General features: G+C 68.4%; 10 protein-coding genes. 1 reads left to right on the top strand and 9 read right to left on the bottom strand.

The features are described from left to right. Nucleotides 1–5: 5 nt before the first annotated feature. The 3 genes from DFR39_RS15080 to DFR39_RS15090 are packed head-to-tail and all read right to left on the bottom strand — an operon-like array spanning nucleotide 6 to nucleotide 2,732. Nucleotides 6–1,088 carry a DegT/DnrJ/EryC1/StrS family aminotransferase gene (locus DFR39_RS15080; RefSeq protein WP_133604574.1) on the bottom strand — a complete coding sequence of 361 codons (1,083 nt, stop codon included), beginning with the start codon at nucleotides 1,086–1,088 and terminating at the stop codon, nucleotides 6–8. Between the two features lie 2 nt (nucleotides 1,089–1,090). Then, nucleotides 1,091–1,663: an acyltransferase gene (locus DFR39_RS15085; RefSeq protein ID WP_133604430.1), complete on the bottom strand. Its 573-nt coding sequence runs from the start codon at nucleotides 1,661–1,663 to the stop codon at nucleotides 1,091–1,093. Nucleotides 1,664–1,673: 10 nt separating this feature from the next. Then, nucleotides 1,674–2,732: a Gfo/Idh/MocA family protein gene (locus DFR39_RS15090; RefSeq protein WP_133604432.1), complete on the bottom strand. Its 1,059-nt coding sequence runs from the start codon at nucleotides 2,730–2,732 to the stop codon at nucleotides 1,674–1,676. A 72-nt stretch (nucleotides 2,733–2,804) separates the two neighbouring features. Here DFR39_RS15090 and lysS point away from each other — a divergent pair, with 72 nt between their 5' ends. After that, nucleotides 2,805–4,331 carry a lysine--tRNA ligase gene (gene lysS / locus DFR39_RS15095; protein ID WP_211343880.1) on the top strand — a complete coding sequence of 509 codons (1,527 nt, stop codon included), beginning with the start codon at nucleotides 2,805–2,807 and terminating at the stop codon, nucleotides 4,329–4,331. Between the two features lie 96 nt (nucleotides 4,332–4,427). Here lysS and DFR39_RS15100 read toward each other — a convergent pair whose 3' ends face one another. The 6 genes from DFR39_RS15100 to DFR39_RS15125 form a co-directional block, all read right to left on the bottom strand. Further along, on the bottom strand, nucleotides 4,428–4,769 hold the full coding sequence (locus DFR39_RS15100) for a DUF4148 domain-containing protein (protein WP_133604435.1): 342 nt from the start codon (nucleotides 4,767–4,769) through the stop codon (nucleotides 4,428–4,430). Between the two features lie 191 nt (nucleotides 4,770–4,960). Then, on the bottom strand, nucleotides 4,961–8,059 hold the full coding sequence (locus DFR39_RS15105) for a bifunctional diguanylate cyclase/phosphodiesterase (RefSeq protein ID WP_133604436.1): 3,099 nt from the start codon (nucleotides 8,057–8,059) through the stop codon (nucleotides 4,961–4,963). Nucleotides 8,060–8,144: 85 nt separating this feature from the next. Beyond that, nucleotides 8,145–8,933 carry an enoyl-CoA hydratase gene (locus tag DFR39_RS15110; protein WP_133604438.1) on the bottom strand — a complete coding sequence of 263 codons (789 nt, stop codon included), beginning with the start codon at nucleotides 8,931–8,933 and terminating at the stop codon, nucleotides 8,145–8,147. Nucleotides 8,934–8,972: 39 nt separating this feature from the next. Continuing rightward, the gene (locus tag DFR39_RS15115; protein WP_162849543.1) at nucleotides 8,973–10,076 is read right to left on the bottom strand and encodes a DUF3108 domain-containing protein; all 1,104 of its coding nucleotides are present in this window, start codon (nucleotides 10,074–10,076) and stop codon (nucleotides 8,973–8,975) included. Nucleotides 10,077–10,129: 53 nt separating this feature from the next. Beyond that, nucleotides 10,130–11,887: a M61 family metallopeptidase gene (locus DFR39_RS15120; protein ID WP_133604441.1), complete on the bottom strand. Its 1,758-nt coding sequence runs from the start codon at nucleotides 11,885–11,887 to the stop codon at nucleotides 10,130–10,132. A gap of 2 nt (nucleotides 11,888–11,889) precedes the next feature. Then, complete coding sequence (locus DFR39_RS15125; RefSeq protein ID WP_133604443.1) at nucleotides 11,890–12,360, bottom strand: DUF3429 domain-containing protein; 471 nt, start codon at nucleotides 12,358–12,360, stop codon at nucleotides 11,890–11,892. Nucleotides 12,361–12,391: the final 31 nt, after the last annotated feature.

The raw sequence follows: 12,391 nt of genomic DNA on the forward strand, positions 1-12,391 counted from the left end.
GAAGCTCAGGCCTCCAGGGCGCGGCGCAGGGCCGCGATCACCTCATCCTGCTGGGCCTCGCTCAGATCGGGGCTCATGGGCAGGCTCAGCACCCGGTCGGCCGCGGCCTCGGCATGCGGCAGGCTCAGCTCGGGCCGCGCATAGGCCGGCTGGCGATGCAGGGGCTTGGGATAGTGGATGGCCGTGGGAATGCCCTGGGCCTGCAGGGCCTGCTGCACCGCGGCGCGGTTCTCCACCATCACGGTGAACTGGGCCCAGACGCAATCGCGGTCCGGGCGCACGGCCAGGCGCTGCAGCGGCAGGCCGGCCAGGGCCTGCTGGTAGCGCTCGCCCAGGGCCAGGCGGCACTGAATTTCCCAGTCGAAGCGCTCCAGCTTGGCCAGCACCACGGCGCATTGCAGCGTGTCCATGCGGCCGCCCACGCCCACGCGGATGTGGGTGTAGCGCTGGCTCTGGCCATGCACGCGGATCTCGCGCGCCGCCTGGGCCAGGGCCGCGTCGTCGGTGAAGAGCGCGCCGCCATCGCCATAGCAGCCCAGGGGTTTGCTGGGGAAGAAGCTGGTGGCGCCAAAGGTGCTGAGGCCGCAGCTCTTGCGGCCCTTGTACGTGGCACCAAAGCTCTGGGCCGCGTCCTCGATCACCGGGATGCTGCCGGCCACGGCGCGGATCTCGTCCATATCGCAGACCTGGCCATAGAGGCTCACCGGCATGATGGCGCGGGTGCGCGGCGTGATCAGGGCGGCGATGCGCGAGGCGTCGATGTTGCAGGTGTCGGGCTCGATGTCGGCATAGACCGGCACCGCGCCCAGCAGGGCGATCACCTCCACCGTGGCGGCAAAGGTGAAGGGCGTGGTGATGACCTCGTCGCCGGGCTTCAGGTCCAGGGCCATCAGCGCGATCAGCAGGGCCTCGGTGCCGCTGGAGACCGTGATGCAGTGCTGCACGCCCACATGGGCGGCCAGTTGCTCCTCCAGCTCCTTGACCTCGGGGCCCATGATGTACTGGCCATGGTCCAGCACACGCTGGATGCGCGCGTCCACGCTGGACTTCAGCGCGGCGTACTGCGATTTCAGATCGATAAAGGGCAGGCTCAAGAGATCAGCTCCACATGCTCGCCGTTCAGGCGGTAGCGTTCGCCGGTGGCCGGGCAGCTCGCCAGGCCCGCGGCATCGAATTGCAGGCGCTCGCCGTGGCGGCTCATCCAGCCGATGCGCCGCGCGGGCACGCCCACCATCAGGGCATGCGGCGCCACATCCTTCTGCACCACGGCGCCGGCGCCGATGAAGGCGTACTCGCCGATGGTGCTGCCGCAGACGATGGTGCAGTTGGCGCCCAGGGTCGCGCCCTTCTTCACCAGGGTGCGGCGGTACTCGTGCTTGCGCACCACGGCCGCGCGCGGGTTGTAGACATTGGTGAACACCATGCTGGGGCCGCAGAAGACCTCGTCCTCCAGGGTCACGGCGTCATAGATCGAGACATTGTTCTGCACCTTGCAGCCGTCGCCGATCAGCACATCATTGCCCACATAGACGCCCTGCCCCAGCGAGCAGCCTGCGCCAATGCGTGCGCCCGGGCTCACATGGGCGAAATGCCAGACCTTGGTGCCCTCGCCCAGCTGGGCGCCTTCGTCGACGATGGCGGATTCGTGTTTCCAGTAGCTCATGCGGCGGGGCTCAGAAGACCAGGGGCAGGCCCACGCGCTGGCCGTCGCGCGCGCTGCGGTAGGCGGCGATCAAGATCTCCAGCGAGCGCAGGCCCTCGTAGCCATCCACCTCGGCGTGAGCCTCGCCACGCAGGGTGCGGATCACGTTGTCGTAGTAGAGCGGGTGGCCGAAGCCGTAGACGCTGCCGGTCTCATAGCTGGCGTTCTTGACCGCCTCATCGTCCGGATGCGGCTCGGCAAAGGCCCAGTGCTCGATCTTGTTGACCGCAGTGCCGCCGATCTTGACCGTGCCCTTCTCGCCCAGGATGGTGATGGAGCCTTCCAGGTTCTGCGGCCAGGTGAGCATGGTGACGTTGATGGAGGCCAGGCCGCCGTGGCGCAGGCGCACGCTCATCACGCCGGTGTCCTCGGCCTCGATATCGCGGGCCAGGGTGGCCGTATAGGCGTGGACCGAGTCCACCGGCCCCACCAGCCAGTCCAGCAGGTCCACATAGTGGCTGGCCTGGTTCATGAAGGCACCGCCGTCCAGATCCCAGCGGCCGCGCCATTTGGCGGCGTCGTAATAGCTCTGCGGCCGGGTCCAGAACACATTGACCGTGCTCATATAGATGCGGCCGAAGCGGCCCTCATCGATCGCTTTCTTGACCAGCTGCACCGTGGCGTTCAGGCGGTTCTGCTTGACCACGAAGAGCTTGACCCCGGCGTCGCGGCAGGCCCGCACCATGGCCTGGCCCTCCTCGAACTTGGTGGCCATGGGCTTTTCGCTCAGCACATGCACGCCGGCCTGGGCCAGGCGTATGGCTTGCTGCGAGTGCAGGCCCGAGGGCGTGGCCAGCACCACGATATCGGGCTGGCTGCCGGCCAGCAGCGCGTCCAGCGAGGCAAAGCCGGCCGCGCCGGTGGTGGCCACGGCGGCGGCCAGGGCCTCGGGCTGGGTGTCGCACACCGCCACCAGCTCGGCACGCTCGCCATGCTTGGCGATGGCGGCGAAATGGTTGTGGGCAATGCGGCCGCAGCCGACCAGGGCAAAGCGGATCTTGCGATCCAGGATGGGGAGCGAGACGGGCATGGAAGGCCGGATTCGAGCGGAACTCGGGATTCTAAGAGGCCCGGCTAAAATCGCAGCAAATTCAACGAGTTGATGATGACCCAGCACACCCCCGCCACGCCGCACCACGCCCCCGCCGCTGCGGACGAGAACCAGCTGATCACGGAACGCCGCGAGAAGCTGGCCGCCCTGCGCGCCAAGACCGCGGTGCCCTTCCCCAACGACTTCAAGCCCCAGCACCGCGCCCTGCCCCTGTCCCAGCAGTACGGCGAGCTGGACAACGAGACGCTGGAGCCGCAGGGCGTCCAGGTCAGCGTGGCCGGTCGCCTGATGCTCAAGCGTGTGATGGGCAAGGCATCCTTCGGCACCCTGCAGGACGCCACGGGCCGCATCCAGCTCTTCGTCACCAAGGACGGCGTGGGCGAGGAAAGCTACGAGAGCTTCAAGCACCTGGACCTGGGCGACATCGTGGGTGCCGAGGGCACGCTCTTCAAGACCAAGACCGGCGAGCTGTCGGTGCGCGTCAGCACCCTGCGCCTGCTGACCAAGAGCCTGCGCCCCCTGCCGGACAAGTTCCACGGCATGAGCGACCAGGAGCAGAAGTACCGCCAGCGCTATGTGGACCTCATCACCGACGAAGACGCCCGCAAGCGCTTTGTGGCGCGCAGCAAGGCCGTCTCCTCCATCCGCAGCTTCATGGTGGACCAGGGCTTCCTGGAGGTCGAGACCCCCATGCTGCACCCCATCCCGGGTGGCGCCAATGCCCGTCCCTTCGTGACCCACCACAATGCGCTGGACCAGGAGATGTTCCTGCGCATCGCGCCTGAGCTCTACCTCAAGCGCCTGGTCGTGGGCGGCTTCGAGCGGGTGTTCGAGATCAACCGGAACTTCCGCAACGAAGGCGTCTCGGTGCGTCACAACCCCGAGTTCACGATGATGGAGTTCTATGCGGCCTACTGGACGCACCATGATCTGATGGACTTCACCGAGCAGGTGCTGCGCCACGCAGCCATCGCCGCCACCGGCAGCGCCGCCATCAGCTATGCCGGCCGCCCCGTGGCCCTGGACAAGCCCTTTGCCCGCCTCTCGGTGCGCGACTCCCTGGTGGCACATGCCGGCCTCAGCGAGGCCCAGGCCGATGACGCCGAGCTGCTGCGTGCCAAGCTCAAGGAGCTGGGCGAGGAAGCGCCCAAGCACTGGACCCTGCCCGAGCTGCAGTTCGGCCTGTTCGAGGCCGCGGTGGAAGAGAAGCTCTGGGAACCCACCTTCATCATCGACTATCCCGTAGAGGTCTCGCCCCTGGCCCGCGCCTCCGACACCAACCCCAAGATCACCGAGCGCTTCGAGCTCTTCATCACCGGCCGCGAGTACGCCAATGGCTTCTCCGAGCTGAATGACGCCGAAGACCAGGCCGCGCGCTTCCAGGCCCAGGTGGCCAACAAGGAAGCCGGTGACGACGAGGCCATGTATTACGACGCCGACTTCATTCGCGCCCTGGAATACGGCATGCCCCCCACCGGCGGCTGCGGCATCGGCATCGACCGCCTGATCATGCTGATCACGGACTCGCCTTCGATCCGCGACGTGATCCTCTTCCCCGCCCTGCGTCGGGAAGGCTGAGCGACCTCAGGCGCATGACAAAAGCGGCTCCTCGGAGCCGCTTTTTTTGTGCCCATGGCGCAGGCCGGCCCCATGGAGCCGGCTTGACGACCACGCTTACTGGGCGCTCTTGGGCTGACCGGCGAGACGCTCCGCCGACACCGCCCGAGCACGCTGCAGGGCCTGCAGCTCGCCCAGGTCGGGATTGTTGCTGTTCAGCAAGGCCAGCTCGCCGCTGGCGCGGGCGCGCTCCAACTCGGCCACGACCTCGGCACGGGTCTTGGTCGAGGCCACGCTGCGCACGCTCGGGCTGTAGCTCTCGCTGTCCACGCGGGCGATCTCGCCGGCGGCGCGGGCACGCTGCAGCTCGGCCTGGACTTGTTCCCGGCTCAGGCCCTGGGCCATGGCGGCGCTGGCGGCGATCAGGGACAGGGCAACAACACTCAGCTTCTTCAACATGATGGGTACTCCTTGGTAGTCGGTTGACGGAACCGGCTGCGGGCGCTGTGCCCTGCAATCACCGTGTCCATGGCCGCAACTGTAAAAACTAACCACCAAGTAAAAAACTAGCCCAGCATGAATTGACCATTCAAAGAATCAGAAGAATCCATGACAAGCCGCGCGGATTCAAACAAGAGTGCGAACAACGCTCAAACCTTGCCCGACCAGGTGCGCGCCAGCGCTTCAAAGTCCGCGATGGGCATGGGGCGCCCATAGAACCAGCCCTGGAAGGCATGGCAGCCCTGCTCGGCCAGCAGATCGCGCTGGGCGCGGGTCTCCACGCCCTCGGCGATCACCTCCAGACCCAGGCTGTCGCCCATCTGGATGATGGCCCGGGCGATGGCACGCGCATTGGGCTCCTCCAGCAAATCACGCACAAAGCTCTGGTCGATCTTGAGCTGGGTCAGGGGCAGACGCTTGAGGTAGGCCAGGGAGGAGTAGCCGGTGCCGAAGTCGTCCAGCGAGAACTGCAGGCCCAGGGCGCGCAGCTGCGCCATCAGGCCGATGACGGCCTCGGTGTCCTCCAGCAGGGCACTCTCGGTCAGCTCGATCTTGAGACGCCCGGCCGGCACGCCGCTGCGCGCCAGCTGCTGCTGCATCAGGCCCAGGAATCCCTTCTGGCGCAGCTGCAGGGCGCTGAGGTTGACGGCCAGGGTCAAGGGGGCCAGCGCCGGATCCTCGGTCCAGCGCGAGAGCCAGGCGCAGCATTGCTGCAAGGCCCATTCGCCCAGGGGCGCGATCAGGCCGGTCTGCTCGGCCAAAGGGATGAACTGGGCGGGGGAGATAAAGCCCCGCTCTGCGTGCCGCCAGCGCATCAACAGCTCGCCCCCCATCAGGCGGCCGTCCCGGGCCACCTGGGGCTGGCAGTGCAGCTCCAGCTGCTGCAGATCGACGGCGCGGCGAAGCTCGGCCTCCAGCAGGGCGCGCTCGGCCATGGCCGCCTGGGTGGCCGGGTCGAAGAAGCACAGGCGATTGCGCCCGGCGGACTTGGCCTGGTACATGGCGTGGTCGGCATGCTTGAGCAGCTCCTCGCAGTCGCCACCCTCCTCCCCCCACAGCACGATGCCGATGCTGGGCGTGCTGTGGTGCTGCTGCCCGCCCAGGGTGTAGGGCTGGCCCAGCACGCGCAGCAGCTTCTCGGCCGCCGCCTCGGCATGCAGCACGGCGTCCTGCTGCTGGACCCCCAGGTCCTGCAGCAGCACCACGAACTCATCCCCGCCCCATCGGGCCACCGTGTCGTCGGTGCGCAGCACCGCCTGCAGGCGGCGCGCCACGTCCTGCAGCAGCCGGTCGCCAATGCCATGGCCCAGGGTGTCGTTGATGGACTTGAAGTTGTCCATGTCGATGAACATCACCGCGCCGCGCCGCGCCTTACGCCGGCTGGCGGCCAGGGCCTGGCGCAGGCGATCCAGCAGCAGACGACGGTTGGGCAGCCCCGTCAGCGCGTCGTAAAAGGCCAGACGCTCGATCTCGGCCTCGGCGCGCTTGCGCTCGGTGATGTCGCGGGTCAGGCCGATGAAGCGGGTGCGGCCCTCGTGCTCGATGCGTGACACCGCCAGACTCATGGGGAAGACGCTGCCGTCGGCGCGCCGCCCCTCAACATCCCGGCCCTTGCCAATGATGCGCGCGGCGCCGCCGGCCAGATAGCGGGACATATAGCCGCCATGCTGGCGAGCGTCGTGCTCAGGCATCAAGATGCTGACATTGCGCCCCAGCACCTGATGCGCCTGATAGCCGAACATGGCGCAGGCCGCAGGGTTCAGGGATTCGACACGTCCCTGCGCGTCGACGGTGATCACACCATCCACCATGTTTTCCAGCACGGCCTGGGTGTAGAGGGCCTGGCTGTGCAGCCGGTCCTGACCCGCGCGCAGCTCCGTGATGTCCAGATGCGTGCCCACCAGTCGCAGCACGCGGCCCTGGGCATCACGCGCCATCACCCGCCCCCGGCTGAGCACCCAGATCCAATGCCCGTCGCGATGACGCATGCGGAACTGCGCCTCGTACTGGTCCGACTCGCCCTCCAGGCTCAGCTGCAAATGGGTCTGCACCAGGGGGGCATCGTCCGGATGCAGGCGCTCGTGCCAGCTCCGTACCGTGGACTCCAGGGTCGACTCACCCAGCATGGCGCAATAGCGGGCGTCAAAGCGCGCCGAACCACTGGCCACATCCCAGTCCCACACGCCCAGGGCGCCGCCCTCCAGCGCCAGAGACACCCACTCCGCCGCCTCCTGCTCCTGCTGCTTCTGGCGCTGCTGCAGATCGAAGATCAGGCGCTGGCGACGTTGCCACAGCATCAGGGCCAGCACCGAGAGCAGGCTGATGGACAGGCCCACGGCCAGCACCGCGGCGCGCTGGCGTCGCCAGGGCGCCTCCAGCGCGTGCACAGACCGCCCCACGGCCACCACCAGGGAGGGACGCGGGTCCAGGCCCGCGGGCCGCACACTGCGCACCGACATGAGTCGCAGATCGCCGCTGACCACGGCGCGCATGCGCTGCAAGCTGACATCGCGCCCTTCCAGCAAATGGCGATACAGCACACTGTCCTGGCGCGCGCTGAAGTCCTCGCCCAGCCAGCGGGGCTGCTCGGGCAGCAGGGCAAACAGGCGCCCTTGCTCATGCACCAGGGCGCTCCAGGTTTCGGCCGAGGGCTGCGCGGTGCGCAGCACCGCATCGAAATAGCTGGGGGCAAGCAGGGCGCTCACCGCCCCCTGCCAGCGTCCCTGGGCGTCACGCAGGCCCAGGGTCAGTGTCAGCGTCTGCTCCCCGCCGTCGGGCCTGATCTGCGGCGCAGCGATATGGAGCCGGCCGGCCTGCGGGCGCTGGGCGCGGGCCAGCTCATAGCCCGGGCGCAGGACCTCTACCAGGCTGGGCAGGGCGCTCGCGGAGCTGGCCTGCACGCGTCCCTGCTCATCCATGATGCTCAGGGCATGCACCCCGGGCATGGCCTCTGCCAGCGTGTGCAGCAGGGGCTGCAGCTGCGCCAAGGCATCCCCGCTGCGCTGGGCGCGCTGCCCGTCGATGGTCAGCAGGGCGGTGTTGATGCCGATGAGCTGCTGGGCCACCACGCCCTCCAGGGACTTGACCAGGCCCTCCAGCTTCTCGCCCTCGTGCCTTTGCAGCGCATCCCGCTCGAACTGCAGCCACCAGATGGCCCCAGCCCAGGCCAGACCCAGCAGGACGAGCAAGCCCAGCCATTGGCGGGAGCGGCGCCCCAGGCGGGCGATGAAAGGGATGGACGGACTCATGGCGGGCTCAGCGAACCCGCGACCATAGCGGCCGGCCCTGGGGCGCGGCTTGACTCACATCAAGCTGCGCCGTCGCTCAGGCGTTTCAGCGATGCTTGAACTCGGGCTTGCGCTTGTTCATGAAGGCATCCATGCCTTCGCGCTGATCCGCCGTACCGAACAGGGCATGGAAGTAACGACGTTCGATCTTCACCCCATCGCTCAGCGGCCCCTGGAAGGCCTGATGCACCAACTCCTTGATCAGGGCCACCGAGGGCGCGCTGAAGCCGTTGATGGTCTCGGCCGCGGCCAGGGCCTCGTCCAGCAGCTTGTCGGCCGGCACCACGCGTGCGACCAGACCGGCGCTCTCGGCCTCGGCCGCGTCCATCATGCGTGCGGTGAGCAGCAGGTCCATGGCCTTGCTCTTGCCCACGGCGCGCGGCAGGCGCTGAGTGCCGCCGGCACCGGGGATGATGCCCAGCTTGATCTCGGGCTGGCCGAACTTGGCACTGTCGGCGGCGATGATGAAGTCGCACATCATGGCCAGTTCGCAGCCGCCGCCCAGGGCGAAGCCGCCCACCGCGGCAATCACCGGCTTGCGCACCTGCAGAATGGTTTCCCAGTTCTTGGAGATCAGGCCGGTCTTGAAGGCGCTCATGAAGTCGTGAGGCGCCATGGTCGGGATGTCGGCCCCGGCGGCGAAGGCGCGCTCGGAGCCGGTCAGCACGATGCAGCCGACACCGTCATCGGCATCAAAGGCCAGCAGGGCCTGGCCCAGCTCGTCCATCAGCTGATCGTTCAGGGCATTGAGCTGCTTGGGCCGGTTCAGGGTGATCAGGCCGGTCTTGCGCTCACCGCTGCCACGCAGCTCGGTCAGGATGCACTCATAGCTCATGGGGTCTCCTCGTGATGTCTTGCTGTGGAAATTCGGCGCTCATTGTGCCGCCTGCAGCGGCGGCGCCTTGAGCATCAGGTCAAGATAGGTCTGTTCGTCCTGGGCAATGCGCAGGCGCAGCGGCAGGTACTGCAGGCTGGGGGCCAGCCAGACCTCGGCCTTGAGGTCCTGGGGACGGAGCTCCCGGTCGAGCAGCGGCCGCAGATGCCAGGCCGGCACCGGCCCCATGGGCGTGTCCAGCAGATCCTCGCCCAGCACCTCGTAGCGCCAGGCGTAGAGCCGGCGCGGCAGGGCCAAGGGCATGGACACGATGTGCCCGGGCGCTAGGCGCTCGCGCCCGGTCAGGAACAGCCAGGTCAGTTGCACGAACTGGCTGGCCGCGTCCTGCACGCCCTCGGGCAGGGGCTGCGGGCTGCCATCGGCCAGGTACAGCTGCCGGGCTTGGCGATCAAAGCGGAGCGCCACACGGCGACGCTCGCGCATCAGCATGCGGGTGTCTTCCTCGTAGCGATGGGGGCTGATGCCGGCCGCGCCCAAGAGGCCATCGCTGCTCATGCGGCGCTGGATCAGGGGCGCAAAGCGGGCCCCGACCAGGACCTCCAGATGCACCTGATAGCGCGCGCCCTGCCGCAGCCACTGCACCTCGGCTTCGCCCGTGACCTCGCCACGGTAGTTGCCGCTCAGGCGATAGCGCAGCTGGGTGGACAGCGGCCATTCCGGCCCGGGCTCGGTGGACGACTCCGCGGCGCTGGCCAGCGCCGACGCCGATGCCGATGCCGACGCCGATGCCACCTGGGCCGCTTCAGGCAGGGGCTCGGCCAAGGGCTCGGACGCAGCGCTGCCGCGGCGCTCCGGGCTTGCCGCCGCGTCGGCCACCGATGCCGCCGGCTCGGCCGGCGCCGCCACCGGCGCCTCGCTGGCCGCCAGGGCTGGCCCCGGCACCGTGATGGCCGGCTCGGGCTCCGGCCGTCTGGACTGCCCTGCGCGAGCAGCATCGGGCACCGAGACCACCGCCTGGGGACGCAACTCCTGCAAGAAGACCACAGCCAGCCGCTCAGGGAAGCGGTGGCGATCTCCACCCGTCTCCAGATGCCACAAGAGCTGACCCAGGCCCGCATGCAGGGCCAGGACCAGCGCCGCCACCAGGAGCGCCAGTCCGGTTCTGCGAGGCCAGGGACCGCGGCTCGCCGAGGGGTTCAGCCGCTCAGCCATGCACGACGCAGGCTCAGCGCCCGCGCCGAGGGTTTGTCGGCCGGGCTCAGGCGCACCGGGGCCTCCGCCTGCCCCTCCAGGGGAAGGTCAAGCGCCAGCTCCAGGAGGCGCTGGTCCCGCGCCAGCAGCAGGGCCAGGCGCTGAGGCGCCTCGGGGCGCAGGGTCAGCAGGGCCTCCTCCAGCTTGCGCAGGCGCCAGCCATTGCAGGCCAGGATTTCATCGCCCGCGGCCAGACCGGCACGCTGAGCCGCGGAGCCCTGCAAGACCTGCTTGATGCCCAGACCCTCGCCGCCCTTGTCCAGGCGCAGTCCCAGACGGCGGGCCAGGCAGATCTTGTCGCTCCCCCAGCGTAGGCCCAGGCGCTCCAGCAGCACCGGCAGGGGCAGATCGTCGGTGCCATGGACCCAGTGACGCAGCTCATCGGCACGGGCCGGGCCTCCTAGCTCGGCCGCGGCTTCCAGAATCTGCGCCTCACTCACCGGGCCGCCAGCGCTGCGCTGCCAGAGCAGGCGCATCAAGTCGTCCAGGCTGCTGGCCTGTGCCTCACTGCTGCGCAGGCTCAGATCCAGCGCCCAGGCCAGCAGGGCGCCCTTGGCGTAGTAGCTCACCGTGCTGTTGGGCGTGTTCTCGTCGGGGCGGTAGTAGCGCACCCAGGCATCGAAGCTGGCCTGGGCCAGGCTCTGCTGGCGCCGCCCGGGTGCGGCCAGCACGGCATTGAGCGTGCCGCTCATCAGCTTGAGGTAGCGGGCCTCGTCGATCAGGCCGGTACGCAGCAGGAAGAGATCGTCGTAGTAGGAGGTGAAGCCCTCAAAGAACCAGAGCAGCTCCGTGTAGTTCTCCTGCTCGTAGTCGTAGCGCTCGAACTCGGCCGGGCGCAGACGCTTGACGTTCCAGGTGTGGAAGTACTCATGGCTGACGAGTCCCAGCAGGCGCACATAGCCGTCGCTGAGGTCCGGCTGCCCGAGCACGGGCAGGTCCCGGCGTGACGCGATCAGGGCGGTGCTAGCCCGATGCTCCAGGCCGCCATAGCCCTCGTCCACCGCGTTGAGCAGGAAGACATAGCGTTCGAAGGGCGGCTTGCCGCAAGACGCCACGCCCGAACCGCGTCGCCCATGCCAGAAAGCGATCTGGGCCTCGCACAGGCGCTGGGTGTCGGCCAGCAGACGGTCGGCATCGAACACCGGCAGAGCGCCCGCCACCACCAGCTCATGGGGCACGCCGCCGGCCACGAACTCGCCGCGCCAGAAGCGGCCCAGCTCAAAGGGATGATCCAGCAGCTCGTCGTAGTCGGCCGCCTGATAACGCCCCTGCTCGACGGCCATGGCCGTGGCCACCTGCCAACCCGCGGGCAAGGGGCCCAGCTCGATGGCATGGGGTTCCTGCTCGCGCCCCTGGACCCGCAGACACAGGCTGCTGGGGTTGAAGAAGCCGCGCTGTGCGTCCAGAAAGGCCGCGCGCACGGACGAGTCGAAGGCATAGACCTGGTAGCTCAGCACCAGGGCCGCCCGGCCCTGGCAGTCCACCTGCCAGGCATTCTTGCGCAGCTGACGCAGCCCCAGCTCACGCTGTCCCTGGCGCGCGCTCAAGCCCTGCAGATGGCGGGCGAACTCGCGCACCAGATAACTGCCGGGAATCCAGACCGGCAGGCTCAGGGTCAGCCGATCGGACGGCGCGGGAATCGTGAGGGTGACCTGGAACAGATGCGCGTGGGCATCGGCAATCTCGACGCGATAGACGATCATCGTCAGCTACCCGCAGCCCCCAGGAAGCAGCACAGCGCGGCCACGGCGCTGAGGCGAAAGCGCAGGGTCAACCACGCCGAGGCCCCCAGGCCGGGGTACAGGCGCCGGTCCACCAGATAGCAGATCACCAGCATCAGGCCATGCAGCACCAGACCGGCATAAGCCGGCATCACCACCGCCACCCAGGCCAGCAGGGAGGGCACCACGCCCCAGACAAAGGGCATGGGCGAGGGAATCTGCTGGCGCATGGCCAATCCCCAGTGGATGCCGCCCAGAAAACTCAGGATCAGGGCGGCATAGGCCGACAGGCCCAGGGCCACGAAGGCATGGGCCTCCAGGCTGTAGCCGGCCAGCAACCAGATCAGCAAGGCCCCCAGCACAAAGGGAATCAGCCCGGCATAGCCCAGGCGCAAGGCCACCGGATTCAGGGGTAAGGGGCGGCCGGACTCGGCGGCCAGGGCGGCGGAGGGCATGGCGTGAGGCTTGCGATAAGTGATAAAGGGG

The sequence above is a fragment of the Roseateles asaccharophilus genome, assembly GCF_004362405.1.
Taxonomy (GTDB): domain Bacteria; phylum Pseudomonadota; class Gammaproteobacteria; order Burkholderiales; family Burkholderiaceae_C; genus Kinneretia; species Kinneretia asaccharophila.